This is a genomic window from Actinacidiphila sp. bgisy167, from assembly GCF_965342175.1.
Classification (GTDB): Bacteria; Actinomycetota; Actinomycetes; order Streptomycetales; family Streptomycetaceae; genus Actinacidiphila.
Genome location: NZ_CBDRBL010000005.1, coordinates 64,240 through 89,292 on the forward strand (window position 1 = coordinate 64,240; position 25,053 = coordinate 89,292).

Consider the following 25,053-nt stretch of genomic DNA (forward strand, 5'->3'; position numbering starts at 1 on the left):
GCCCCGGGCAGCACCGGCCCGGGCCGGGGGCGCGACGGGTGGGAGACTGGGGCGGTGACTAGCTCCGCAGCACCGGCCGCAGGCGTACTCGTACTCGCAGGGACCCCCATCGGGGACGTGGCCGACGCACCGCCCCGGCTCTCCTCGGAGCTGGCCGGCGCCGACGTGATCGCCGCCGAGGACACCCGGCGGCTGCGTCGGCTCACCCAGTCCTTGGGCGTGACCACCACTGCCCGGGTGGTGTCGTACTTCGAGGGCAACGAGTCAGCCCGCACCCCGGAGCTCGTCGCGGCGCTGGAGGCGGGCGCCCGGGTGCTGCTCGTCACCGACGCCGGGATGCCCTCGGTCTCCGACCCCGGCTACCGGCTGGTCGCGGCGGCCGTCGAGCGCGGCATCCGGGTGACGGCCGTCCCCGGCCCGTCCGCCGTGCTGACCGCGCTCGCCCTCAGCGGGCTGCCCGTGGACCGCTTCTGCTTCGAGGGCTTCCCGCCGCGCAAGGCCGGGGAGCGGCGGGCCCGGCTCGGCGAGGCCGCCGGCGAGCGCCGCACCCTGGTGTACTTCGAGGCGCCGCACCGCCTCGCCGAGACCCTCGCCGCCATGGCCGAGGCCTTCGGCGGCGGACGCCGGGCCGCCGTCTGCCGCGAGCTGACCAAGACCTACGAGGAGGTCAGGCGCGGCACCCTGGAGGAGCTGGCGGCCTGGGCCGCCGAAGGGGTCCGCGGGGAGATCACGGTCGTGGTGGAGGGTGCTCCGGAGACCGGGCCGGAGGAGCTTGACGCCGCCGAGCTGGTGCGCCGGGTCCGCCTCCGCGAGGAGGCGGGTGAGCGCCGCAAGGAGGCGATCGCCGCCGTGGCGGCGGAGGCGGGACTGCCCAAACGGGAGGTCTTCGACGCGGTGGTGTCCGCGAAGCACGCCGCGAACCCCTCCGCGGCGGGCTGAACGCGGTCCCGGAACGCCGTGCGGGAGAAAGCCGTGCGGGAGAACGCCCTGCGGGCGACGGCTCGCCCGGCGGCGTTGTCGTCGGCCGCACCAGCCCCGCTGCGTGCGCCTTCCCCGCCTCGCCGGCCCCGGCCCGCGACCCGCACCTTGCACCGCCCCATCTGACCGCACCGCCTCTAGGAGGCCGCGCGGATAGGCGGGCCGGCGTCGCGGGTCGATGGCTCTCGCCTGGCGGCGTTGTCGTCGGTCGCCGCAGCTCCGCTGCGTCTCCCTTCTCCGCCTTGCCAAACTCGGCCCTCGACCCGCTCCCTTCTCCACCCCGCCTATCCGCACCGCCTCTAAACACGGCGCGGGGCAAAGTCCTATCGTGGGAGAGGGAAAGACCTGGGGCCGCCTGCCCGGCCCTCGGTCACCGCCACCCCAAAACTGGCTCAAGAAAGGGCACCCCTTCTGTCGCCGACGCCCTTGCGGGCGTTCGCTGGTACAGGGAAGTCCCGCTCCGGACGCCTCGTCCGGAGGGCATCAGGAGCTGCCATGAGCGAGACCGTCGGAACCGATGGCACGATCCGTGAGGCGTACGCCTTCGTCTGCATCAGCTGTGGCCGCGGGTGGGAGCAGGCGTACGAGATCGAGCACCACGTCGATGCACAGGGCCGCGAGGTCGTCTGGTACATGGCGGACGGCAAGCGCGTGCCGTCCCCGCTCACCAGGCCGACGTGCGTGGAGTGCGAGAGCCACAAGGTCCGCATCATGCAGGCCGGACAGGTCTCCGGGGTCGCCGGCTCCTGGACGGGCACCGCGGCCGCCGGCCCCCTGCCCGCGGCCTCCGACATGCGCCGGGTCCCGGTGTCCTCCGCCGTGGAGGGTGCGGAGCACCGAGCGCGGCACTGGTCGCCCCGCAACCTGCTGCACCGCAGGCGCGGCGGGCAGTAGCCGTACTGCCCGGCACTGGCTGCGACGCCCGGCGCAGGGCCTCGCAGCCCCCGCCTAGGATCGGGTCCATGCCCGAGCAGAACCAGAGCCAGCGCCCGAAGAAGGCCGTGTCCGCACCGCCCCTCCCCGAACCGCTCGCGGTCCCGGTGGCGGACTCGCACACCCACCTCGACATGCAGGAGGGCGGCGTCGAGGAGGCGCTGGCGAAGGCGGCGTCCGTCGGTGTGACGACCGTGGTCCAGGTCGGCTGCGACGTGGACGGCTCCCACTGGGCGGCGCGCACCGCGGCGGCGTACGACGCCGTGTGGGCGGCCGTCGCGCTGCACCCCAACGAGGCCCCGCGGCTCGTCCACGGCGAGCCCGGGGGAGGAGGGCCGCGCCAGGGCGCCCGTGAGGCGGGCGGCCGCGCGGCCCTCGACGCCGCCCTCGAGGAGATCGACGCCCTCGCCGCGCTGCCCCAGGTGCGAGGCGTCGGCGAGACCGGACTGGACTACTTCCGCACCGGGCCCGAGGGCCTGGAAGCCCAGCAGTACTCCTTCCGCCGCCACATCGACATGGCCAAGCGGCACGGCAAGGCCCTGGTGATCCACGACCGCGAGGCCCACGCCGACGTGCTGCGCATCCTCGACGAGGAGGGCGCACCCGGCACCGTCGTCTTCCACTGCTACTCCGGTGACGCGGACATGACCAAAGTCTGCGCCGACAAGGGCTACTTCATGTCCTTCGCGGGCAACGTCACATACAAGTCCAACCAGAGCCTGCGCGACGCGGTCGCCGTCGCCCCCGCCGAGCTGCTGCTCGTCGAGACCGACGCGCCCTTCCTCACCCCCGTCCCGCACCGCGGCCGCCCCAACGCCCCGTATCTGATCCCGGTCACCCTGCGGGCCATGGCCGCCGTCCGCGGCGCCGCGGAGGACGAACTGGCCGCGGCCGTAGCGCACAACACGGCCCGCGCCTTCGGATACTGACGCCGCCTCACGCGCGTCGCGCGGTCGGCGTAACAGCACGCGCCCGGTTGCGGACGCCCGACGGGTCGCGGCGGAAGCCGCCCCAACCGGGGCCGGAGCGCTTTGAGCGTGCCCTCGCGAGGCGCCCAAGGACCGCGTCCGCTCACGGAGCGTGATCGTTCCGCTTGGGGGAGTGGTGAATCCTCCGCTATGGTCCCGGTTCGGTCTTATATCGGACCGGGCCGGAGGTACGCCGTGGGCAACAGGAGCAAGGCGGGCACGACGCGGGCGACGCGGGCGGGAAGGCACTCCCACGCGGAGGGCCGCAACCGCGGGACACCGGGTGGGGCCCCCGCCACCGAGGACGCCGCACCCCGTCCGGGGCGCGCGGCCGCGCGGCACAGCCGCGCCGCCAAGCGCCCCGACATGCTGAGCAGGCTGCTGCCCCGGGCGCTGGTCGTCGCCTGCCTGGCGGGCAGCAGCACCGCCTACCTGGCCGGCGGCAAGGTCGTGCAGCTCAGCGTGGACGGCCGGCCGCGCACCCTCAACACCTTCGCCGGGAGCGTCGGGGAACTGCTGCAGCGCCATGGCGTGCGGGTCGGCGACCACGACATCGTCGCCCCCGGCTCCGACACGGCGCTGAAGGACGGCGACACCGTCGCCGTCCGCTACGGCCGGCCGATCGCCCTCACCCTCGACGGCCGGCCCCGGCGGATCTGGACCACGGCCGGCACCGTCGACGGCGCCCTGCGCCAGCTGGGCGTGCGCGCGGACGGCGCGTACCTGTCCGCGTCCCGAGGCGAGGCCATCGGGCGCCACGGGCTGGAGCTGGACGTGCGCACCGAACGCCAGGTGACCTTCCTCGCCGACGGCCGCGAACGCCCCTTCCGCACCAACGCCGCCACCGTGGGCGAGGCGCTGCGCGACGCCGGCATCGTGCTGCGCGGCATGGACGCCGCCTCCGTCGACCCCGACACCTTCCCCCGCGAGGGCCAGACGATCTCCGTCAAGCGCATCCGCGGCCACGACGAGGTCCACGAGGAGCCGGTGCCCTTCCCCGTCGTACGGAAGAAGGACCCCTCGCTGTTCGAGGGCACCACCGTCGTCGACACCCGGGGCAAGAACGGGCTGCGCCGCGTCACGTACGCGTACCGGACGGTCGACGGAGTCCGGCAGAAGCCCCGGCGCATCGCCGAGGAGCTGCTGCGCGAGCCAGTACGGCAGATCGTGCGCGTCGGCACCAAGCCGCTCCCGAACAGCGTCAAGGGCGCCGACCACCTCAACTGGAAGGCCCTCGGCCAGTGCGAGGCGGGCGGCCGGCCCAACGCGGTGGACGCCTCCGGCACCTACGGCGGGCTCTACCAGTTCGACCGGCGCACCTGGCGCAAGCTCGGCGGCCGCGGCCGGCCCCAGGACGCCTCGGCCAAGGAGCAGACGTACCGCGCCAAGCGGCTGTACATCCAGCGCGGCGCCAGCCCCTGGCCGGTGTGCGGGCGCAAGCTGCACTCCTAGGTTGCGGGAGGCGCCGCAGGCACCGGCGGCCGAGGCACCGCACGCACAGGCCGCGGGCGGCCCCGCCGGGCCCGGATACCCTTGAGCGGTGAGCACCACCGACCACTCCGGTCCCGCCGACGACGCCCTGCTCGGCCCCGCCGACATCCGTGAGCTGGCCGCCGCGCTGGGCGTCCGCCCCACCAAGCAGCGGGGCCAGAACTTCGTCATCGACGCGAACACGGTGCGCCGCATCGTGCGCACCGCGGACGTCCGGCCCGACGACGTGGTCGTCGAGGTCGGTCCCGGGCTCGGCTCGCTCACGCTGGCGCTGCTGGAGGTGGCCGAGCGCGTCACCGCGGTCGAGATCGACGACGTGCTGGCCGCGGCCCTCCCCTCGACCGTCGCCGCCCGCCTGCCTGTGCTCGCGGACCGCTTCTCGCTCGTGCACAGCGACGCGCTGCGCGTGCAGGAGCTGCCCGGCCCGCCGCCCACGGCGCTGGTGGCGAATCTGCCCTACAACGTGGCCGTCCCCGTACTGCTGCACATGCTCGCGACCTTCCCGAGCATCGAGCGCACCCTGGTCATGGTGCAGTCCGAGGTGGCGGACCGGCTGGCCGCCGGTCCCGGCTCCAAGGTGTACGGGGTGCCCTCGGTGAAGGCCGCCTGGTACGCGGAGGTCAAGCGGGCCGGCGCCATCGGCCGCAATGTCTTCTGGCCCGCCCCGAACGTGGACTCCGGGCTGGTGTCGCTGGTCCGCCGCAAGGAGCCGCTCGTCACCACCGCCTCCCGCGAGCAGGTCTTCGCGGTCGTGGACGCCGCTTTCGCACAGCGCCGCAAGACGCTGCGGGCGGCGCTCGCCGGCTGGGCGGGCTCTGCCGCCGCGGCGGAGGAGGCGCTGGTGGCCGCGGGGATCTCACCGCAGGCGCGCGGCGAGTCGCTGACGGTGGAGCAGTTCGCGGCGATCGCCGAGCACGGCGGGGCCGCCGCCCCCCGGAGGTAGCAGCGGGCACAATGGGGGCGTCGCCCTGCCGGGCGGGTCCCGTTCCGGCCTCGGCACGCGGCGCGCGCCGCACGCCGCACGACCCGAAGCACCGAGGAGAACCGCGCCAGTGACCCGCCGATCCGCGTCCGTGACCGTCCGCGTCCCCGCCAAGGTCAACGTCCAGCTCGCGGTGGGCGGACCCCGCTCCGACGGCTTCCACGACCTGGCGAACGTCTTCCTCGCCGTCGGCCTGTACGACGAGGTCACCGTCACTCACGCCGAGCAACTGCGGATCACGGTCGCCGGACCGGACGCCGCCCAGGTCCCGGTGGACGCGAGCAACCTCGCCGCCCGCGCCGCCGTCGCGCTCGCCGCACAACACGGCCTGGAGCCGCGCGTCCACATCCACATCGCCAAGGACATTCCCGTCGCGGGCGGGATGGCCGGCGGCAGCGCCGACGCGGCGGGCGCCCTCGTCGCCTGCGACGCGCTGTGGGGCACCGGAGCGAGCCGCGAGGAACTGCTCGCGATCTGCGCCGAGCTCGGCAGTGACGTCCCCTTCAGCCTGGTCGGCGGGGCCGCCCTCGGCCGGGGCCGCGGCGAGCTGCTGGAGCCGCTGGAGACGGGCGGCACCTTCCACTGGGTCTTCGCCGTCGCCGACGGCGGTCTGTCCACCCCCGAGGTCTACCGCGAGTGCGACCGGCTGCGCGGCGACGCGGCGGTGCCGGAGCCGGAGGCGTCCCCGGCCCTGCTGGACGCGCTGCGCAGTGGCGACGCCGGCGCCCTCGCCGCCTCGCTGGCGAACGACCTGCAGCCGGCCGCGCTGTCCCTGCGGCCGTCGCTGGCGCAGACCCTCGCCGCGGGCACCGAGGCCGGCGCGCTGGCCGCCCTGGTCTCCGGTTCCGGTCCCACGACGGCCTTCCTCGCGAAGGACGCCGAGGCCGCGCGCGCCGTCGCCGATGCCCTCGCCGTGTCCGGCACGTGCCGCGCGGTCCGGGTGACCACGGGCCCCGCGCGGGGCGCGACCGTGGTCTGAGCGCGCGCGTACGCGGGGCCCGGCGGGCGTCCGATTCCGGGCCGAACGTCAGCCGACACGGCCGACCTTCAGGACGAGGACGGTGACGGTCCCGGTGTCCGGTCGGTACAGAACACGCCAGTCGCCCACGGACAACCGCCAGTATCCGGAGCCCCCCAGGGCGCGGGCCGCTCGAGGACTCGGATCCTCGGCCAGGTCCCGGACGGCAGCCGCGCATGCCTTGGCGCCCACCAGGTCAAGGGACCGCAGCCGCCGGAATTCGTCCATGGCCCGGTGCTGCCAGACGACAGTGTGGGTCATGAGGCCTCGGCCTGACGGTCCTCGTCCTCCAACCGCGCCATGAACTCGTCATGCGTCATCGCCGGGCCCGAGGATGCGGATTCGCGGGCGGCCGCCTCGGCGACGTCCGCCGCGTCGCGCAGACGCTGCAGTTCCTCGAGTTCGCTTATCGGGACGAGAGCCGCGGCGGGTTTGCCGTACTCGCTGATCACGATGTGTTCGTGCCCGTGCCGGACTCGGCCGACGAGCTGCCCGAGCTGATTGCGGGCCTCCACGAGCGGATACGTCTCCATGCGTGAACTGTACATACCTGCGTCTGTGTACGGTGGCGAGCTCACGCATCCACGCAGGGCTCAGGCAAGCGCCCCTCGCCGCTCCCGCGGCTCTGCGGGGGCCGCACCGCCGGGGCCCCACCCGCAGGGATGCCCCGAGGGGCGGCCGGACCGAGCGGGTGACGCGGCCGCACTACCCTGGGAGGTCGTTCTCTCGTAGTGACAGGAGTCCCATGGCCGTCAACCTGGTCAACGTCGAGTCCGTCAGCAAGGTGTACGGAACACGCACCCTGCTGGACGGGATCTCGCTCGGCGTGTCGGAGGGCGACCGCATCGGTGTCGTCGGGCGCAACGGCGACGGGAAGACGACCCTGATCCGGATGCTCGCCAAGCTGGAGGGTCCGGACACCGGGCGGGTGACGCACACCTCGGACCTGCGCCTGGGCGTGCTGACTCAGCACGACAGCCTCGACCCGAACGCCACCGTCCGGCACGAGGTGGTCGGCGACCGCCCGGACCACGACTGGGCCGGCGACGCGAAGATCCGCGACGTGCTCACCGGGCTCTTCGGCGGGCTGGACCTGCCCGGCTTCCCGCAGGGGCTGGACACGGTGATCGGGCCGCTGTCCGGCGGCGAGCGCCGGCGGATCGCGCTGGCGAAGCTGCTCATCGCCGAGCAGGACCTGGTCGTGCTCGACGAGCCCACCAACCACCTCGACGTCGAGGGCATCTCCTGGCTGGCCGGCCACCTGCGCGCGCGCCGCGCCGCCCTGGTGTGCGTGACCCACGACCGCTGGTTCCTGGACCAGGTCTGCACCCGCATGTGGGACGTGCAGCGCGGGGACGTCCACGAGTACGAGGGCGGCTACAGCGACTACGTCTTCGCCCGGGCCGAGCGCGAGCGGATCGCCGCGACCGAGGAGGTCAAGCGGCAGAACCTGATGCGCAAGGAGCTGGCCTGGCTGCGCCGCGGCGCCCCCGCCCGCACCAGCAAGCCGCGCTTCCGCATCGAGGCGGCCAACGAGCTGATCGCCGACGTGCCGCCGCCGCGCGACAACGCCGAGCTGATGAAGTTCGCGACGACCCGGCTCGGCAAGACCGTCTTCGACCTGGAGAACGTGACCGTGCAGGCCGGGCCCAAGGTGCTGCTGAAGCACCTGACCTGGCAGCTGGGCCCCGGCGACCGGGTCGGCCTGGTCGGCGTCAACGGCGCGGGCAAGACCTCGCTGCTGCGGGCGCTCGCGGAAGCCGCCACGAGCGAGGGCGAGAAGCAGCCCGCGGCGGGCAAGGTGGTGGTCGGCAAGACGGTGCGGCTGGCCTACCTGTCGCAGGAGGTCGCCGAACTCGACCCGGCGACGCGGGTGCTGCAGGCCGTGGAGTCGGTGCGCGGGCGCGTCGACCTCGGCAAGGGCCGGGAGATGACGGCGGGTCAGCTCTGCGAGAAGTTCGGGTTCACCAAGGAGAAGCAGTGGACCCCGGTCGGCGACCTGTCCGGCGGCGAGCGGCGCCGGCTGCAGCTGCTGCGGCTGCTGATGGACGAGCCCAATGTGCTCTTCCTCGACGAGCCCACCAACGACCTGGACATCGAGACCCTGACCCAGCTCGAGGATCTGCTGGACGGCTGGCCCGGCTCGATGGTGGTCATCTCCCACGACCGGTACTTCCTGGAGCGGACGACCGATCGCACCTTCGCCCTGCTCGGCGACGCGACGCTGCGCATGCTGCCGCGCGGCATCGACGAGTACCTGGAGCGACGCCGCGCTGTTGTGGAGGCCGCCGCCCCCGCGCCCGCCCCGGCCAAGCCCAAGGGCGGCGGCGACAGCCGTGCGGCCAAGAAGGAGCTGCAGCGCATCGAGCGCCAGTTGGACAAGATCAGCGACAAGGAGTCCACGCTGCACACCGCCATCGCCGAGAACGCCACCGACTTCGAGAAGGTGGCCGAACTCGACCTGGAGCTGCGGTCGCTGGCAGCCGAGCGCGAGGAACTGGAGATGCGCTGGCTGGAACTGGCAGAGGACGAGTAGCAGTGCCGTAACGGTCCTCGGGCGCGAGGCGGAACGCCGCGTCACCAGTGCTACAAAGAGGGCGGCCGTCCGTCCGTACGCCTGCCCGAAAGGTGCCGCTGATGTCGCAGCCGCCTCCCCCCGGCGACCAGCCCGGGTCCGGTCAGCAGCCGCCTCGGTACGGTTACCCGCCGCAAGCGCCGAACCCCTACGCCCAGGCGCCGACGCAGCCGCCGGGCGCGCAGCCGCCGCCTTCGCCGCCGGGGCCGTACGGGCCGGGCCCGCACGGCTACAACCCGTACGCGCAGGCTCCGACGCAGCCGCTGCCCGGATACGGGCACCAGCCGTATCCGCGGTACCCGCAGCCGCCGAAGCGGGGCAAGGGCGCGGTGGTCGGGATCGTGGCGGCGGTGGTCGCGGCCGTCCTGGTCGCCGGCGCGGGGGTCTTCCTGGCCACCGTCGGCGACGACGCGCCTTCGGACGCCCCGGGGAAGGACGGCGGCAGCCCGTCGGCAGCCGGCCCGTCGGCGGGCGACGGCCCGCGCACGGCCCGCGTGCTGTGGGACAAGAGGGCGGTGCGGCCCCCGAAGTCCGAGATCACCGCCCAGGTGGCGGAGGCCTGGTTCACCGGCGACTCGGTCGTGAAGACGATGCCGGACGCACTGCGCTCCTTCGACATCGACAGCGGCAAGGAGAACTGGTCGATCCCGCTGCCCGGGGACTCCTGCCCGGGCCCGGGGTCGGCGGCGAACGACCGCCTGGTCCTGCAGTACGGCAAGGGCTGCGACAGCGTGCTCGCCGTCGACATCGCGCGGGGCGAGAAGCTGTGGGCGAAGAAGCTGCCCAGCCCGAACGGCCGGACGACGCACCTCTACTCGAAGATCGCGCTCACGGGCGACACCGCCGCCGTCTCCTGGATCGGCGGTTCGGTCGCGTACCGGATCAGCACCGGCGCGGTGCTGTGGGAGCCCAAGGCCGGTTCGCGTTGCGTCGACAAGGGCTACCAGGGCGGCACCGCGCTGATCGCGGTCGTCGAGTGCGGCGGCTACGGCGGTGAGGCGTACGTGCAGGGCCTGAGCGAGGGCGGCGCCAAGAAGTGGTCCTGGCAGGTGCCGAACGGCAGCAGCGTGCACAGCGTCATCTCCGTGGACCCGGTGGTCGTGGGGCTCTCGGCGGGCAGCTCGTTGATGACCGACATCGTGTACCTGGACGGCGGCAGGATGAAGAGCCGCATCTCGCTGGGCGCCGGCGGCGCGGAGGCCACCTACCGGATCCGCTGCGAGGACAACCGGTGCACCAACGTCGCCGTCGACGGCACGACCATTTACCTGACCACCAAGCTGCATGCGGGCAGCGGCGACGCCTCCAGGCGCACCAACGAGGTCGCGGCGCTCGACCTCGCCACCGGCAAGCGGAAATGGCTCGCCGAGCCCGACCAGGAGCGCGAGCTCAGGATCGTCGGCATCAGGAACGGCGAGGTGGTGGTCTACCAGCGGAACACCTACGACCAGCCGGGCAGCCTGCTGCGGCTCACCCCCGCGAGCCGCGAGCTGACGCCGCTCATGCACCTGCCCGAAGCGGGCACGGACATCGAGAACGACTTCCTGGACATGACCTCGGGCTGCTGGCTGTACCGGGACCGCTTCTTCCTGACCTCCGACCGCGTCTCCGCTTCCACCACCCTGTCGGACCGCTCGATCGTCGCCTTCGGCTGACGGCCCCGGAGCCACGCGGACGGACGCCTCGTCAGGACGCGCCCAACGGGGCTCCGGTGAGCCGTACTTGGCGACAATGCGGATTTAAGGGAGGCTTCTGTCGTGTAGGTGGCGCAAAGCGTCGAACAAGCGTGTACCTTCCCGGGCATGGCCCGGGGCCCGCGCGGGGCCCGGGCGGTATGCCGGACGGCCTCCGCCACGGCATGGGAAAGGGGACCGGCTTGGACTCGGTGGGCAGGTCGGCACCAGTCCATGGGGGGATGAGGGGGACGCCCATGGGCGTACGGCTCGTCGTCGTCGACGACCATCGTCTGCTGGCCGAGGCGCTCGCCTCGGCGTTGAGGCTGCGCGGGCACCGGGTGCTCGCCGCGGCCGCGCCCGCGTCGGCCGCGGCGGAGCTCGTGCTGAGCAGGTCGCCCGAGGTGTGCCTGATCGGGACGGCCGCGCCGGCCGAGCCGGGCGCCTTCGACGCGGTGGTGCGCATCAGGCGAGAGCGGCCGGGGGTGGCGGTGCTGGTCCTCGGACCGGTGCCCGACCCGCGGGGCATCGCCGCCGCCTTCGCCTCCGGCGCGTCCGGCTACGTACGCCACGACGAGCGGATCGAGGGCGTCGAGCGGGCGATGGCCAAGGCGCGCGCCGGTGAGGTGGCCGTGGCGCCCGCACTGCTGCAGGGCGCCTTCGCCGAACTGCTCAACCCGGTGGTCGAGCCGGACGACGAAGGAACCAGGCTGCTGCAGATGCTCACTCCGCGCGAGGTGGAGGTGCTGGCACGGGTCGCCGAGGGCGAGGACACCCGGCTGATCGCGGCCGGCATGCGGATCGCGCCGAGCACCGCCCGGACGCATGTGCAGCGGGTGCTGATGAAGCTGGGAGTGGGGTCCCGGCTTGAGGCCGCCGCGCTGGCGGCCCGGACGGGGCTGCTGGACCAGGTCACCCGTCATCTCCCGGGCGGTGCGGTTCCCGGTCAGGCGTCTCCTGGGGCGCGGGCGGCGCGGGAGGGGGGCTGAGCCTCATCCACAGGAGGAAGAGCAGCCCCAGCACCAGCATGCCGATCCCGGTCCAGAGGTTGATGTTGATGCCCTGGGCCTTGGCGAGGTCCGCGTCGGAGACCGTGAACCCGGCGATGGTCACGATCACCCCGTAGACCACGAAGAGGCCGCCGATGACCCGGCGCACGTCGAAGAGCCGCGCCGCCGAGGCCGACGTGTGCTCCAGTTCCTCGACGTGGTGCTGGAAGTCCGACTCGTCGCCGTACTCACTCATGTCGGGTCACCTCACAGGGAGAAGGGGATGTAGCACAGCGCGGCGAGGACAACGGCGCCCCAGCCCAGCAGCGCGGGCCTGCGGTACCAGGCGTCGTCGCCCCGGGCGGGCGGTTCGGCCATGCCGGGGGAGGTCGTGCCGTAGACGAGGCCGGCCAGCGACTCGACGGGCTTGGGTTTGGTGAACCACGAGACGATGACCATCACCACACCGCCGACGACGAAGGCGGCGATGGCGGAGACGAAGTTGGCGCCCTGGTCGCTGGGGATCGAGATCAGACCGCCCTTGTAGAACCAGAAGTAGTTGATCATCGCGGCGACCGTGCCGCTCAGCAGCCCCCAGAAGCCGGCCGCGGCGGTGGAGCGCTTCCAGAACATGCCGAGGATGAAGACGCAGAAGAGCGGCACGTTGAAGAACGAGAACAGGGTCTGCAGGTAGTTCATGATGTTGCTGAAGGACGAGGCGATGAAGGCGGTTCCCATGCCGATCACCACGCCGATCGCGGTCACCACGCGTCCGGTGGTGACGTAGTAGCCGTCGGGCCGGCCGCGGCGTACGTAGGCGCCCCAGATGTCGTAGGTGAAGACGGTGTTGAAGGACGAGACGTTGGCCGCCATGCCGGCCATGAAGGCGGCGAGCAGACCGGTGATCGCGACGCCGAGGACGCCGTTGGGGAGCAGGTCGCGCATGAGCACCGGGATCGCGTCGTTGTACTGGAGCCCGCTGCCCGGCCTGCCGATGTCCGGCTCCATGACGAGAGCGATCAGCCCCGGCAGCACCACGATCAGCGGGATGAACATCTTGGGGTACGCGGCGATGAGCGGGGTGCGCTGGGCAGCCGAGAGGTTCTTCGCGGACAGGGCGCGCTGCACCTCGGCGAAGTTCGTCGTCCAGTAGCCGAAGCTGAGGACGAAGCCGAGCCCCAGCACGATGGTGAGCCAGTTCGCCCCCAGCGGGTTGGGCGAGCCGATGCCGGTGCCGTCCCAGGCGGAGAGGAAGGCGGCGCCGCGCGAGTCGGTGAGCGAGTCCGTCAGCCCCGACCAGCCGCCGACCCGCTTCAGGCCGACGACGGTGAGCGGGATCAGCGCCGCGAGGATCACGAAGAACTGCAGCACCTCGTTGTAGATCGCCGAGGACAGGCCGCCGAGGGTGATGTAGAAGAGCACGAAGCAGCCGGACACGAGGATCGCCACCCACTGCGGCCAGCCGATCAGCGCCTCCAGCACGATCGCCATGGCGTAGAGGTTGACGCCCGCGATCAGCAGTGCGGAGACCGCGAAGATGATCGAGCTGAGCAGGTGCGAGGACGGCCCGAAGCGGTGCAGCAGGAACTCCGGCACGGAGCGGACCTTGGAGCCGTAGTAGAAGGGCATCATCACCAGGCCGAGGAAGACCATGGCCGGGATGGCGCCGATCCAGTACCAGTGCACCGTGTACGCGCCGTACTGCGCGCCGTTGGCGGCCATCCCCAGGATCTCGGTGGCGCCGAGGTTGGCGGCGATGAACGCCAGGCCGGTCACCCATGCGGGCAGCGAGCGGCCGGACAGGAAGAAGTCGAGGCTGGTCCGGACAGCGCGGCGGGCGGCGAAGCCGATGCCGAGGACGACGACGAAGTAGATCGCGAGGATCGAGTAGTCAAGCGCGTTCGTGGGGAGCCGTAGCCCTTCTGCCAGGTTTTGCATGGTTTGATCACTCCCCGCCATGGGGCCTCCGTTGACGTTGCTGTTGTGTTGTGGTTCATTGTGTTTAGTTGTGTTTGTTGGTGTGGTGTGAAGGAGCCCGCAGGGTGAAGAAGACATCGACCCGGCTCGCCGACGGGCGCGAGCTGATCTACTACGACCTTCGCGACGACGAGTCCCGCGACGCCGTCGACCGCCGCCCGCTGGACCCGGTGACCAGCGCCTCGGAGATCCGCCGCGACCCGCTGCTCGGTGACTTCGTCGCCATCGCCTCCCACCGCCAGACGCGCACCTACCACCCGCCCGCGGACGAGTGCCCGCTGTGCCCGTCGCGCGAGGGCCGGTACAGCGAGATCCCTGACGACCACTACGACGTGGCCGTGTTCGAGAACCGCTTTCCCTCGCTCACCGGAGAACATGGCCGTTGCGAGGTCGTTTGTTTCACCGACTCGCACGACAGGTCGTTCGCCGAGCTCACCCCCGAGCAGGCGCGGCTGGTCCTGGACGCCTGGACCGACCGCACGGCCGAGCTCTCCCGGCTGCCCGGCGTCGAGCAGGTCTACTGCTTCGAGAACCGCGGCGCGGAGATCGGCGTCACCCTCGGCCACCCGCACGGCCAGATCTACGGCTACCCGCACGCCACCCCGCGCACCGAGCTGATGCTGCGTTCGCTGGAGCGCCACCGCGAGGCCACCGGCGGCCGCAACCTCTTCGACGACCTGGTGGCGCGCGAGCGCGAGGACGGCAGCCGGATCGTCCTGGAGGGCGAGCACTGGACGGCGTTCGTGCCGTACTCCGCGCACTGGCCCTACGAGGTGCACCTCTACCCACGCCGCAGGGTGCCGGACCTGACGGGCCTGGACGAGGCCGCCCGCGCCGAGTTCCCCGTGATCTACCTGGAACTGCTGCGCCGCTTCGACCGGATCTTCGGCCCCGAGGGCCCGTACCGTCCCGGGGCCCCGGCGGAGCCGCCCACCCCGTACATCTCCGGCTGGCACCAGGCCCCGTTCAGCAGCCCCTTGCGCGAGGAGTTCGCGCTCCACCTGGAGCTGTTCACCATCCGCCGCACCCAGGGGAAGCTCAAGTACCTGGCGGGCTCGGAGTCCGGCATGAGCGTCTTCATCAACGACGTGCCGCCGGAGGCCGCCGCCGGCCGTCTGAGGGAGGTCGCCACCCCGTGACCGGAACCCCCGCGATCTCCTCGGCGCCGCACCGCAGGCGAGTGTTCACCTCGTCCGGCTACCGTGGCCCCGAGTCGAACCCGAGAAAGGCTGTGACCCCGTGAGCGACCCTCGTACCAAGAAGGTTCTGGTCACCGGAGGCGCCGGTTACGTCGGCAGCATCGTGGCCGCCCATCTGCTGGAGGCGGGACACCGGGTCACCGTCCTGGACGACCTGTCCACCGGCTTCCGCGACGGCGTCCCCGGGGGCGCCGACTTCGTCGAGGGACGCGTCCAGGACGCGGCGAAGGTGCTCGACGCCACCTATGACGCCGTGCTGCACTTCGCCGCCAGCTCCCAGGTCGGCGAGTCCGTCGTCCACCCCGAGAAGTACTGGCGCAACAACGTGGTCGGCACGCTGGAACTGCTCACGGCGATGCGCGACGCCGGGGTGCGGCGACTGGTCTTCTCCTCCACCGCCGCCACCTATGGCGAGCCGAAGTCCGTCCCGATCACCGAGGACGACCCGACGTTGCCGACCAGCCCGTACGGCGCGTCCAAGCTCGCCGTCGACCACATGATCACCAGCGAGGCGGTCGCCCACGGCCTGGCCGCGGTCTCCCTGCGCTACTTCAACGTCGCGGGCGCCTACGGGGCGTTCGGTGAGCGGCACACGCCCGAGTCGCACCTCATCCCGCTCGTGCTCCAGGTCGCCCAGGGCCGCCGCGAGGCGATCTCGATCTTCGGCGACGACTACCCGACCCCCGACGGCACCTGCGTGCGCGACTACATCCATGTCGCGGACCTGGCCGAGGCGCATCTGCTCGCCGTCGACGCTCCGGCCCCCGGAGAGCACCTGATCTGCAACCTCGGCAACGGCAACGGCTTCTCCGTGCGCGAGGTCGTCGAGACCGTCCGCCGGGTCACCGGTCACCCCATCCCCGAGGTCGTCGCTCCGCGCCGCGGAGGCGACCCGGCCGTCCTGGTCGCCTCCGCCGAGCGGGCCAAGGAGCGCCTCGGCTGGCGCCCCTCGCGCACCGACCTCGACGGCATCGTCCGCGACGCCTGGACCTTCGCACAGGAACTGCAGAACCGGGAGGGCAGCAAGTGAGCGAGGACGGATTCCGCGCCACATACGGCACCGGCCCCGAGGGCGTCTGGGCCGCCCCCGGCCGGGTGAACCTGATCGGTGAGCACACCGACTACAACGACGGCTTCGTCATGCCGTTCGCGCTGCCGCACGCCACCGTCGCCGCGGTCGCCCGCCGCGCCGACGGACGGCTGCGGCTGCACTCCGGCTCGCCGGACGTCCCGGCCGGTGTCGTCGAACTGCACGTCGACGAACTCGCGCCCGGCGGCGGAGCCGGCTGGGCCGACTACCCGGCGGGCGTCGTCTGGGCGCTGCGCGACGCGGGGCACGAGATCACCGGCGCCGACATCCACTTCGAGAGCACCGTGCCCACGGGCGCGGGGCTGTCCTCCTCGGCCGCCCTGGAGGTCGTCACCGCCGTCGCTCTGAACGACCTCTACGGCCTCGGCCTGGAACGGTGGCGGATCGCCCGGCTCTGCCAGCGCGCCGAGAACGTCTATGTGGGCGCCCCCACCGGGATCATGGACCAGACCGCCTCGGCGTGCTGCACCGAGGGGCACGCCCTGTGGCTCGACACCCGCGACCTGGCGCAGCGTCAGATCCCCTTCGACATGGCCGCCCAGGGTTTGCGGCTGCTGGTCGTCGACACCCGGGTCACCCACGCCCACAGCGAGGGCGAGTACGGCAAGCGCCGCACAGGCTGCGAGCAGGCGGCCGCGCAGCTCGGCGTCGACGCGCTGCGGGACATCCCTTACGAGGGCCTCGAGGACGCCCTCGCCCGCCTGGAGGACCCCGAACTGCGGCCGCTGGTGCGGCACGTGGTCACCGAGGACCGCCGGGTCGAGCGGGTCGTGGAACTGCTGGAGACGGGCGACGCCCGCGCCATCGGACCGGTGCTGACCGAAGGCCACGCCTCGTTGCGCGATGACTTCAAGGTCTCGTGCCCTGAGCTCGACCTCGTGGTGTCGGCCGGGGTGGAGGCGGGCGCCCTCGGCGCGCGCATGACCGGCGGCGGCTTCGGCGGTTCGGCGATCGTGCTGGTGGAGGAGTCCGCGGCGGAGAAGACCGCCGAGGCGATCGCCGCCGCCTTCGCCACGGCCGGCCACCGCGAGCCGCGGGTCTTCACCGCGGTGCCGTCCGCGGGAGCACGCCGACTGGTGTGAGCACGTGAGGGGGCGGGGGGTCCGTACCGGGCCTCCCGTCCTCTCCCGCCCTTCGGGGCGCGCAGCGCTGCCTGCCGACAGCCGGGCCGGTGGGGCCGGGTGGGCGGGGCGGAGTGCTGCGGCGGCGGTGGCGGTTCGGCTCTCCCGCCGTCTCGCGCCCTTCGGGCGCGCGAACGCGGGCTGCGGCCGGGGAGGGGCGGTGGGGCTGCGCTTCTCGGCGGTGTGCGGTCCCGGCGCCTGAACCCCGGCTGCGAACTCGGCCGCACCTGCCCAAGGGGCCCGGCCCAACCCTTCCCGTCCGCGGTCCGCCTCCTTGCGTGGCCCTTCATTCCGTGCCTGTCATTCCGTGCCTGGGCTTCAGACCTTGATGACAGTGGCGCGTGTTCCGCAGAGGGCCGTGAGATCTTCCGGGTCGGAGGTGAGCACGGTGACGGGCCCCGGGGCGGTGAGGGCGGTCGCGCTGAGCATGGCGTCGACGGCGTACTTGTGCCCGTGCAGGCCGGCATCGGTGAGCAGGGCGGCGGCATGGCGCGCGACTGCGTCGGTGACCGGCTCCACGACGAGGCGGGAGAGTGTCCACTCCAGCGCCGGGCGGTTGATGCCCGGGTGGACGACTTCCACCAGGGTGGCCGCTGACGTGATCACACGCAGGTCGTCGGCGCGTGCCAGGGCGAGCCAAGCGGTGACGGTGCGGTCGCGCAGCACGGCCTTGGCCAGCCCCTCGCTGTCGAGTACCAGCGTGCCGCCCGGGGCGGAGCGTGTCACGCCGCGCTCGCCTCGTCGCCGGTCTGCTGTGCGCGTGCCTCGTGGAGCTGGTCGCGCAGCGCCTGCACCTCGTCCTCGGTGATGGGACCGTGTTCTGCCTCGGCGACCTGAATGAGGTCGTTGAGATTGTCACGCTCGATCTGGCGGGCGACGGCGGCGGCGACGTAGGCGGACAGGCCGGAGGGGCCGCTGCGGGCGCGGGCGGCTTCGGCGATGTCCCGGGGCATCGTGATCGAGTACTTCTGGGTGGGCTCACTCATGCCCTTTATCCTACTTCGGATGCTACCGGCGTGCGTCGAGGCGACCGCCTTCCCCCGTGGCCAGATCGACGGTGGTCAGCGCTGAGCTGCCGTGGTACGACGGATGAGATCCCACACGGCGAGACCGCAGGTCACCCCCTCCCTCGGCCACGTCATGGACATGGACGGGGAGTCACGATCCGCGTCCCGTGCCGCGCATCGACGCGAGCGCGGGTGCCTCCGCCGTGGGGAAGCCCGCAGCCGCTGCCGGAGCTCCGCGCGCCGTTCATCGTCCACCGCTGTGGAAAACGGCACCTGGGGGCACGGCCTGGCACGATCCCAGGGAAGTCCGAACCGCCAGTTTCTCCATTCGCGCGCCTATGTCTGCCGCTGCCCCTACGCTTTTGGCAACGCCGGTGGGGGCCGGCGGCATCAGGGGGCGAGACACAGGGGTCGGCACCTGGTTGGGGGCGGCTGCCGGACCGGCGGCATGCGGCGTCCGTGCCAGGTACCGGCCCTCCGTGCCATCGACCTCGTCCGTGGGGGTAAGTGCCGAATTCCGGGAGTGGGGCCCGTGGGACGAATCCGCGTTCTCGTCGTCGACGACCACCGCATTTTCGCCGAATCGCTCGCGGCCGCCCTCGCGGCCGAACCCGACGTCGACGTCTCGGCCGCGGGCAGCGGGGCGGCCGCCCAGCGCTGCCTGGAACGCGCGGCCTCCGACGGCCGCCGCTACGACGTGCTGCTGGTCGACGCCGACCTCGGGGCGGCGACCGCCGCAGGAGGCCGCGTGCCGGGCGCGCCGAGGGCCGCCCCGCCGTCCGCGTCCGACAGCGCCGCAGAAACCGGCCTCGACGGCATCGCCCTGGTGGAACGGGTGCGGTCCGACCACTCGAGCACCCGGACTGTCGTGCTGGCGGAGCGGGACGACGCGCGCCGCGCGGCCCGCGCCCTGCAGGCCGGAGCCTCCGGCTGGGTCGCCAAGGACTGCTCGCTGTCCCGGCTGCTGGCCGTCATGCGCGGCGTCCTGCGGGACGAGACGCATCTGCCGCCCGCGCTGCTGACCGGCGTGCTGCGGGAGTTGACCACCGCCCGCCGGCACCGTACGGAGAGCGAGCGGCTGGTGGAGTCGCTGACTCCGCGCGAGCAGGAGGTGCTGCGCTGCATGGTGGCCGGCCTGGGCCGCAAGGCTGTCGCGGAACGGCTGTACCTGTCGCCGCACACCGTCCGCACCCACATGCAGAACGTGCTCGGCAAGCTGGGCGTGCACTCGACGCTGGCCGCCGTGGCGCTGGCCCGGCGGGCCGGGGTGCCGCCGGCCGACGGGGAGAGTGGACGGGTGGGGTCACCGCCCTCCGTTCAGCACGTCTGACGGCCCGGTGAACGGCGGATCGCTCTCCCCGCTATCGGGGAGAGCGACCCGCCGGGTCACCGCGGATACCCGCGGTTATTCACCGCCGACGTCGGTTTTGGCCGGCGTCGAGCGGCTGGTGTCACGGTCGTTGGCACGGTCACGATGCTGACCGTTGTCCTGACCGCGGTCATTGAGGCCGTCGAACGGGTCGCGGCTGCTGTCGCCCCGGCGGCTGTCACCGGCCTCGTCGAAGGGGTCGCGGCTGTCGTCGCCGCGGTTGTCGCCCCGGCCGTTGCCGCCGCGGCCGTTGTCGCCGCGGTTGTCGCCTCGGCCGTTGCCGCCGCGGCCGTTGTCACGGCAGTTGAAGCCGCCGTTGAAGCCGCCGTTGAAGCCGGGGCCGCTCACGAAGCCGGGAGCGCCCACGAAGCCGGGGCCGGCGATCCCGCCGACGCCTCCGACGCCTCCGACGCCACCGGGAGCCACGATGCCGGGGCCGCCGACGAAGCCGGGGCCGCCCACTCCGCCCACGCCGCCGATCCCACCGGGACCGCCGACGAAGCCGGGGCCGGCGATCCCGCCGACGCCTCCGACGCCACCGGGAGCCACGACGCCGGGGCCGCCGACGACGCCGGGGCCGCCCACTCCGCCCACTCCGCCCACGCCGCCGACGACGCCGGGAGTGCCGACGATGCCGGGCCCACCGATGACGCCGGGCCCACCGATGACGCCGGGCCCGCCGATTCCGCCGACGCCACCGCGGCCGTTGCCGCCGGGGCCGTCGCTGCGCTTGGCGAGGGCGACGCTGTCCAGGGCCTCCTCGGCACGGTCGGCATCGCGGAACGGGTCGTCCACGCCGTTGAAGCGCTGGTCGCCGCGGCCGTGATCGCGGCCGCCGCGCCCGTTGTCGCGGCAGACGACGCCACCGATCCCACCGATGACGCCGGGGACGCCCACGATGCCGGGGCCGGCGATCCCGCCGACGCCTCCGACGCCTCCGACGCCTCCGACACCTCCGACACCTCCGACGCCACCGACGCCTCCGACGCCGCTGCACCAGCCCGGCGCCGGGCCGACGTTGGCGACGAAGCGGGCCGAGGACCAGGCCCAGTAGTTGCCGCTCAGCTGGTACCAGCGTGGGTTGCCGGCGATGGGACTGCCCATGGACTTGCAGACGATGGCCACCAGGGCGTTGTAGGGGATGACGCCGACGCTGGGGTACTGGACGCCCGGTCCGCTGCGGACGCGCAGCCCCGTACGGGCGACGACGCGGCCCTGGAACAGGGCCGCGTGGGGGGAGCGTGCGGAGGACACCGCCACTTCACGGGACAGGTCGCGGAGACGCTCCGATGGGGAAACGAGTTCACTTTGGCCGTCCGGTCCCGGAGCGGCAGGCACCCCGGCGGCAGGCCGGCCGTCGGTGGCGAAGGCAGTGCCCATGGTGCCGATGGCGAGGGTGCCGGCCAAGGCGCCGGTCACCGCGGTTGCGGCTATCTTGCTTGCGCGGGTGTGCAGAGTCATCTGCATCTCCAAGGTGGAGCGGGACCCGGCGGGGTCCAGGGAAATGGAAGCCGGACGCGCCCCGACCGCCTTCCACTTGACGTTGTCGGAATGTGGTGCGCCGGCAGCCGCACATGTGCCCATTTGAGCCTTTATGCGGCGTTCACGGTCATCACGCTAAGTGCGCCACTTTGTGTGCGCAACTGGTGGCGGAGCGTGGCCGTCCGTGATCATTCCCAGGGGCGTCACGCCGCGTCGCCGGGCGTCAGCCGGGGATGTTGTCGAACGGCGCGGTCAACTGTCGGAGCAAATTCGCGAGTTCCCCGCGCTGGCGGCCGGTGAGCTGCGCGAGGATGGCCCGCTCCTGGGCCAGCAGGCCCGCCAGGGCCTGGTCTGCGCGGTCCCGCCCCTCCGGGGTGAGCCGTACGAGGACACCGCGCCGGTCCGACGGGTCGGGCAGCCGCTCCACGAGCCCCTTCTTGGCGAGCCGGTCGATCCGGTTGGTCATCGTGCCGGAGGTGACCAGCGTCTGGGTCAGCAGCGCTCCGGGGGAGAGCTGGTAGGGCGCCCCCGCGCGGCGCAGGGAGGTGAGCACGTCGAACTCCCAGGGCTCGAGACCGTGCTCGGAGAACGCGAGCCTGCGGGCCCGGTCCAGGTGCCGCGCCAGCCTGCTGACCCGGCTGAGCACCTCGAGTGGCTCGACGTCGAGGTCAGGGCGCTCCCGGCGCCACGCAGCGACCAGCCGATCGACCTCGTCCTCCATGAGGATCAGTGTAGTGGTTGTGTCGACATGAAGTCTCTTGATGTCAAGAGATTAGCCCGGCGAGCTTGTGGGCAAGGTCGGCGGCAGAAGAGATGCGTCCTCGCCAGGGAGTTCGAAACATGTCCACAGCAACAGACTGGGACCCCCAGCAGTATCTGCGTCACTCCACCCACCGCACCCGGCCCTTCCACGATCTGCTGGCACGGATACCCGAGCTCCCCTCGGCCGGCCCGCGGATAGCCGACATCGGCTGCGGCCCGGGCAATGTGACCGCCCTCCTCGCGCAGCGCTGGCCCGGCGCCCGCATCACCGGTCTCGACAGCTCCGCCGAGATGCTGGAGGCGGCACGCGCCCACGAGGGTCCCACCCCCGGCGGCGGCAGCCTGACCTTCCGTGCCGCCGACGCCGCCCACTGGACACCCGACGACACCTACGACCTGATCGTCTCCAACGCCGCCCTGCAGTGGGTGGAGGGCCACGCCGAGCGCTTCCCCCTCTGGGTGGAGCACCTCGCCCCCGGTGGCGTCCTCGCCTTCCAGGTCCCCGGCAACTTCACCTCGCCCAGTCACGCGCTGCTGGGCGACCTCTGCGACTCCCCGGCCTGGCGGGACCGCCTCGGCGACGGCCACGGCCGGCGCTATGTCCACATCCTCCAGCCCGCCGACTACCTGGAACGGCTGATCGAGATCCCCGAGATCGAGGTGGACGTCGACGTCTGGGAGACCACCTATGTGCAGCTCCTGCAGGGCGAGGACGCGGTCCTCGAATGGACCAAGGGGACGGCGCTGCGCCCTGTGCTGACCGCCCTGGAGGCCGACCCCGAGGCCACCGCCGAGTTCCTCGACCAGTACCGGGACCTGCTGCGCAAGGCCTATCCGGCGGGGCCGCACGGCACCGTCTTCCCCTTCCGGCGGATCTTCGCCGTGGCACGGAAAGCGAGATGACCCCGGTGATCACCGCCCTCGACCATGTCCAGCTCGCCGCCCCGCCCGGCTCCGAGGAGACCCTGCGCGCCTTCTATGCGGGGGTCCTGGGGATGAGCGAGGTCCCCAAGCCGCCGGTACTCGCCGCCCGCGGCGGCTGCTGGTTCGCCGCCGGCCCGGTCCAGCTGCACATCGGCGTCGAGGAGGACTTCCGCCCCGCGCGGAAGGCCCATCCGGGCCTGCGGGTCAGCGGCATCGAGGCCTACGCGGACCGGCTGGAGGCCCGTGGCGCCGTGGTCGTCTGGGACGGCGCCCTGCCGGGACACCGCCGCTTCTACACCGACGACCCGTGCGGCAACCGTCTGGAGTTCCTCGAGCCCGTCGGCGCCGTGTGAAGCGCCGGCCGCGCCGGTCCCCTGCGGGGGACCGGCGCGGCCGGCGCGTATCCGCCCGGTCAGTGCTGCGCGGCGCCCTTGCGGCGGCGCGTCACCAGCACGGCGCCCGCGCCCACCAGCAGCAGCGCGCCGAGGGCGAGGCCGCCGACCTGCGCGCCGGTCTCGGCCAACCCGCCGCCCTCCGTGCCGGACGTGTCGGAGGCGCCGGGGGAGCCCGCCGGGGTGGAGTCCGTGCCGGACGGGGCCGCGGTGGCGGGGGCCGAGCCGTTCGGCTGCTCACCGGTTCCCGGAGCGGACGCCGACGGCGCCCCGGAAGCGGCGGGCGGCTGCGGGGCCGTGGGGGACGCCGAGCCGGTGGGCGGCTGCGAGGCGGTCGGCGAGGCGGAGCCCGGAGGCTGCGTCCCGGTGCCGCCGTCGCCTTCGCCGTCGTCCGCGCAGTCGACCCAGAACACCTTGTGCTTGGCCTTGCCGTGCTCCCCGTCGAAGTTCCAGAAGAGCTTGTAGTGGCCGTCCGGGAGGGCCTGGTCCTCCGTGCGCTCGTGTCCGGAACCGTCGAGGGCCAGCGAGCCGGACTTCACCGTCTCGCCCTTGTCACCGCCGGTCGGGGACCACCGCTCGATGTGCCAGTCGGCCTGCTGGGCGCCGTCGAAGCGGAAGCCGTCGAGATAGAAGGTGCAGACGTGCGGCTCGTTCTGGTGGAGCTCCTCGCCGGTCTTCGCGTCGTGGATCTTCACATTGCCGTTGTCGCCGGGAGCGTTGTGCGCGAGGGCGGCGGGGGCGAACAGCGCGGACGCTGCCAGGGCCACCGTCGCCGCGCACGCCGTGGTGAGGGCGCGCATGGGCATACCACCTTCAAGGTGTGAAAGACGGAATGCGGGGGGAGGTGCCCAGATTCCTCTGTCGATCACCGACACGTCAAGAAAGCTCCGTGCCCATTGATCACACGGCGTCCCCTATGCCCCATGGATGCGGGATAACGATCAGGCCACCCGCCCTCACGAGGTGAGAAAGGCCGCCCCGAGGAGCGCGGCGCCGGCCGCGGCGGCGGTCCAGGCAGTGCGCGGCCAGCGCAGACCCCCGGCCAGGACCAGCGCGGCCAGCAGGAGAGCGCCGCCCAGCGGAATCCAGGCGTGCAGCACGCCGGGGAGCCCGCTGCGCACGACGTCGTCCGTGCCGGGCTTGACCGCCACCGGTATCCGCTCGCCGGTGCGGTGGGTGACCGCCTTGTCGATCGTCACCTCGTCCCGGGGCGAGCCGAGGCCCTCGGGCACGAAGGGCCCGGTGCAGGTGCCGGGGCCGCAGGCGGAGACCGTCATGGTGCCCTGCTCGCGGCCCTTGGTGAGCATGACGTGCTGGGCGGTCTTCCACGAGGTCCACACTCCGGCCGCCAACATGATCAGGACCAGTGCGCCCAGCAGGACGATGCGGCCGACCAGCAGCAGGCCCCGGACGCTTTCGGCGGTGCGGCGGGCAAGACTCCGTTTGACCATGCGGGCGATCCTTGGCCATCGCCCGGCACTCGGTCAACTCGCGCTCCGGTCACCCGTTGTAGGTGCTCTGCGCTTTCTCCAGGCCTTCACGGATGAGCGACTCGACCGCGTCGGCCGCGCGGTCCACGAACCACTCGAGCTCCTTGCGCTCGGCCGAGGAGAAGTCCTTGAGGACGAAGTCCGCGACCTGCATCCGGCCCGGCGGGCGACCGATGCCGCAGCGCACCCGCAGGTATTCGGGGCCGAGCGCCTTGGTGATCGACTTCAGGCCGTTGTGGCCGTTGTCGCCGCCGCCCATCTTCAGCCGCAGGGTGGCGTAGTCGATGTCCAACTCGTCGTGCACCGCGACGAGGTTGCCGAGCGGCACCTTGTAGAAGTCGCGCAGCGCCGTCACCGGGCCGCCGGAGAGGTTCATGTACGTCATCGGCTTGGCCAGCACGACGCGGCGGCCGCCGATGCGTCCCTCGACGACCTGGGACCGGCTCTTGTGGGTCTTGAAGCGCCCGCCGATCCGTTCGGCGAGCAGATCGGCGACCATGAAGCCGATGTTGTGCCGGTTGCCGGCGTACTCCGGTCCGGGGTTGCCCAGACCCGCCACCAGCCAGGGCCCCTCGGGGGCGCTTTCCGCTGCGCTCATGCTCATGCCGTCCATTCAACAGGACCGCCGCCCCG

The 25,053-nt window shown here is 72.7% G+C and carries 26 protein-coding genes; 15 read left to right on the forward strand and 11 right to left on the reverse strand.

The window, feature by feature from the left end; translation table 11 throughout:
- Positions 1–54: 54 nt before the first annotated feature.
- The 6 genes from rsmI (at position 55) to ACRWND_RS03250 (ending at position 6,331) form a co-directional block, all read left to right on the forward strand.
- Positions 55–939, forward strand: a complete 885-nt coding sequence (rsmI, locus tag ACRWND_RS03225; protein WP_431945614.1) for a 16S rRNA (cytidine(1402)-2'-O)-methyltransferase — start codon at positions 55–57, stop codon at positions 937–939.
- Between the two features lie 534 nt (positions 940–1,473).
- Positions 1,474–1,872, forward strand: a complete 399-nt coding sequence (locus ACRWND_RS03230) for a hypothetical protein (protein WP_431945616.1) — start codon at positions 1,474–1,476, stop codon at positions 1,870–1,872.
- Positions 1,873–1,940: 68 nt separating this feature from the next.
- Positions 1,941–2,840, forward strand: a complete 900-nt coding sequence (locus tag ACRWND_RS03235) for a TatD family hydrolase (protein WP_431945618.1) — start codon at positions 1,941–1,943, stop codon at positions 2,838–2,840.
- Positions 2,841–3,074: 234 nt separating this feature from the next.
- Positions 3,075–4,331, forward strand: coding sequence for a ubiquitin-like domain-containing protein (locus ACRWND_RS03240; RefSeq protein WP_431945620.1), 1,257 nt, complete (start codon positions 3,075–3,077; stop codon positions 4,329–4,331).
- Positions 4,332–4,419: 88 nt separating this feature from the next.
- A complete protein-coding gene (rsmA, locus tag ACRWND_RS03245) occupies positions 4,420–5,313 on the forward strand; it encodes a 16S rRNA (adenine(1518)-N(6)/adenine(1519)-N(6))-dimethyltransferase RsmA (protein WP_431945622.1) in 894 nt (297 codons plus the stop codon).
- Between the two features lie 109 nt (positions 5,314–5,422).
- Positions 5,423–6,331, forward strand: a complete 909-nt coding sequence (locus ACRWND_RS03250) for a 4-(cytidine 5'-diphospho)-2-C-methyl-D-erythritol kinase (protein WP_431945624.1) — start codon at positions 5,423–5,425, stop codon at positions 6,329–6,331.
- Positions 6,332–6,379: 48 nt separating this feature from the next.
- Here ACRWND_RS03250 and ACRWND_RS03255 read toward each other — a convergent pair whose 3' ends face one another.
- A complete protein-coding gene (locus ACRWND_RS03255) occupies positions 6,380–6,631 on the reverse strand; it encodes a type II toxin-antitoxin system RelE family toxin (RefSeq protein WP_431945626.1) in 252 nt (83 codons plus the stop codon).
- Positions 6,628–6,903 carry a type II toxin-antitoxin system Phd/YefM family antitoxin gene (locus ACRWND_RS03260; protein WP_431945628.1) on the reverse strand — a complete coding sequence of 92 codons (276 nt, stop codon included), beginning with the start codon at positions 6,901–6,903 and terminating at the stop codon, positions 6,628–6,630. The genes ACRWND_RS03255 and ACRWND_RS03260 overlap by 4 nt, the downstream gene beginning before the upstream one ends.
- Before the next feature lie 212 nt (positions 6,904–7,115).
- Here ACRWND_RS03260 and ACRWND_RS03265 point away from each other — a divergent pair, with 212 nt between their 5' ends.
- From ACRWND_RS03265 to ACRWND_RS03275, 3 genes are all read left to right on the forward strand, one after another.
- Positions 7,116–8,906 (forward strand): ABC-F family ATP-binding cassette domain-containing protein, encoded by a 1,791-nt coding sequence (locus tag ACRWND_RS03265; RefSeq protein WP_431945630.1) that lies wholly within the window; start codon positions 7,116–7,118, stop codon positions 8,904–8,906.
- 101 nt (positions 8,907–9,007) lie between these two features.
- Positions 9,008–10,600, forward strand: a complete 1,593-nt coding sequence (locus ACRWND_RS03270; protein WP_431945632.1) for a PQQ-binding-like beta-propeller repeat protein — start codon at positions 9,008–9,010, stop codon at positions 10,598–10,600.
- Between the two features lie 275 nt (positions 10,601–10,875).
- The gene (locus ACRWND_RS03275) at positions 10,876–11,607 is read left to right on the forward strand and encodes a helix-turn-helix transcriptional regulator (RefSeq protein WP_431945634.1); all 732 of its coding nucleotides are present in this window, start codon (positions 10,876–10,878) and stop codon (positions 11,605–11,607) included.
- Here the strand turns inward: ACRWND_RS03275 and ACRWND_RS03280 are convergent.
- Both ACRWND_RS03280 and ACRWND_RS03285 read right to left on the reverse strand, forming a co-directional pair.
- The gene (locus tag ACRWND_RS03280; protein WP_431945636.1) at positions 11,531–11,863 is read right to left on the reverse strand and encodes a hypothetical protein; all 333 of its coding nucleotides are present in this window, start codon (positions 11,861–11,863) and stop codon (positions 11,531–11,533) included. The two genes, ACRWND_RS03275 and ACRWND_RS03280, sit on opposite strands and share 77 nt — an antisense overlap.
- 11 nt (positions 11,864–11,874) lie before the next feature.
- Positions 11,875–13,545 (reverse strand): sodium:solute symporter family protein, encoded by a 1,671-nt coding sequence (locus tag ACRWND_RS03285; RefSeq protein ID WP_431945638.1) that lies wholly within the window; start codon positions 13,543–13,545, stop codon positions 11,875–11,877.
- Positions 13,546–13,649: 104 nt separating this feature from the next.
- Here ACRWND_RS03285 and galT point away from each other — a divergent pair, with 104 nt between their 5' ends.
- The 3 genes from galT to galK all read left to right on the forward strand — a co-directional run bounded on the left by galT (position 13,650) and on the right by galK (position 16,955).
- Complete coding sequence (gene galT / locus ACRWND_RS03290) at positions 13,650–14,723, forward strand: galactose-1-phosphate uridylyltransferase (protein WP_431945639.1); 1,074 nt, start codon at positions 13,650–13,652, stop codon at positions 14,721–14,723.
- Positions 14,724–14,823: 100 nt separating this feature from the next.
- Positions 14,824–15,813 (forward strand): UDP-glucose 4-epimerase GalE, encoded by a 990-nt coding sequence (gene galE / locus ACRWND_RS03295; protein WP_431945641.1) that lies wholly within the window; start codon positions 14,824–14,826, stop codon positions 15,811–15,813.
- Positions 15,810–16,955, forward strand: a complete 1,146-nt coding sequence (gene galK / locus ACRWND_RS03300; protein WP_431945643.1) for a galactokinase — start codon at positions 15,810–15,812, stop codon at positions 16,953–16,955. Before galE ends, galK begins: the two co-directional genes overlap by 4 nt.
- A gap of 357 nt (positions 16,956–17,312) precedes the next feature.
- Here galK and ACRWND_RS03305 read toward each other — a convergent pair whose 3' ends face one another.
- On the reverse strand, positions 17,313–17,720 hold the full coding sequence (locus tag ACRWND_RS03305; RefSeq protein ID WP_431945645.1) for a PIN domain-containing protein: 408 nt from the start codon (positions 17,718–17,720) through the stop codon (positions 17,313–17,315).
- Entirely contained in the window at positions 17,717–17,980 is a 264-nt protein-coding gene (locus ACRWND_RS03310; protein ID WP_289935391.1) for a CopG family transcriptional regulator, read from the reverse strand. Before ACRWND_RS03310 ends, ACRWND_RS03305 begins: the two co-directional genes overlap by 4 nt.
- A 553-nt stretch (positions 17,981–18,533) precedes the next feature.
- Between ACRWND_RS03310 and ACRWND_RS03315 the strand changes: the two genes are divergently transcribed.
- A complete protein-coding gene (locus tag ACRWND_RS03315) occupies positions 18,534–19,331 on the forward strand; it encodes a LuxR C-terminal-related transcriptional regulator (RefSeq protein ID WP_431945647.1) in 798 nt (265 codons plus the stop codon).
- 75 nt (positions 19,332–19,406) lie between these two features.
- Here the strand turns inward: ACRWND_RS03315 and ACRWND_RS03320 are convergent, their stop codons facing one another.
- Positions 19,407–20,831, reverse strand: a complete 1,425-nt coding sequence (locus ACRWND_RS03320) for an SH3 domain-containing protein (RefSeq protein WP_431945649.1) — start codon at positions 20,829–20,831, stop codon at positions 19,407–19,409.
- Between the two features lie 244 nt (positions 20,832–21,075).
- Positions 21,076–21,573 carry a MarR family winged helix-turn-helix transcriptional regulator gene (locus ACRWND_RS03325; protein WP_431945651.1) on the reverse strand — a complete coding sequence of 166 codons (498 nt, stop codon included), beginning with the start codon at positions 21,571–21,573 and terminating at the stop codon, positions 21,076–21,078.
- A gap of 119 nt (positions 21,574–21,692) precedes the next feature.
- Between ACRWND_RS03325 and ACRWND_RS03330 the strand changes: the two genes are divergently transcribed.
- Together ACRWND_RS03330 and ACRWND_RS03335 are read left to right on the forward strand one after the other, a co-directional pair.
- Positions 21,693–22,517, forward strand: a complete 825-nt coding sequence (locus ACRWND_RS03330; RefSeq protein ID WP_431945653.1) for a trans-aconitate 2-methyltransferase — start codon at positions 21,693–21,695, stop codon at positions 22,515–22,517.
- Positions 22,518–22,522: 5 nt separating this feature from the next.
- On the forward strand, positions 22,523–22,891 hold the full coding sequence (locus tag ACRWND_RS03335) for a VOC family protein (protein WP_431945747.1): 369 nt from the start codon (positions 22,523–22,525) through the stop codon (positions 22,889–22,891).
- Positions 22,892–22,950: 59 nt separating this feature from the next.
- Here the strand turns inward: ACRWND_RS03335 and ACRWND_RS03340 are convergent, their stop codons facing one another.
- The 3 genes from ACRWND_RS03340 to pth all read right to left on the reverse strand — a co-directional run bounded on the left by ACRWND_RS03340 (position 22,951) and on the right by pth (position 25,033).
- Positions 22,951–23,730 (reverse strand): LPXTG cell wall anchor domain-containing protein, encoded by a 780-nt coding sequence (locus tag ACRWND_RS03340; RefSeq protein ID WP_431945655.1) that lies wholly within the window; start codon positions 23,728–23,730, stop codon positions 22,951–22,953.
- Between the two features lie 156 nt (positions 23,731–23,886).
- Positions 23,887–24,381: a hypothetical protein gene (locus ACRWND_RS03345; protein WP_431945657.1), complete on the reverse strand. Its 495-nt coding sequence runs from the start codon at positions 24,379–24,381 to the stop codon at positions 23,887–23,889.
- Between the two features lie 49 nt (positions 24,382–24,430).
- Positions 24,431–25,033 (reverse strand): aminoacyl-tRNA hydrolase, encoded by a 603-nt coding sequence (gene pth / locus ACRWND_RS03350; RefSeq protein ID WP_431945659.1) that lies wholly within the window; start codon positions 25,031–25,033, stop codon positions 24,431–24,433.
- Between the last annotated feature and the right edge of the window lie 20 nt (positions 25,034–25,053).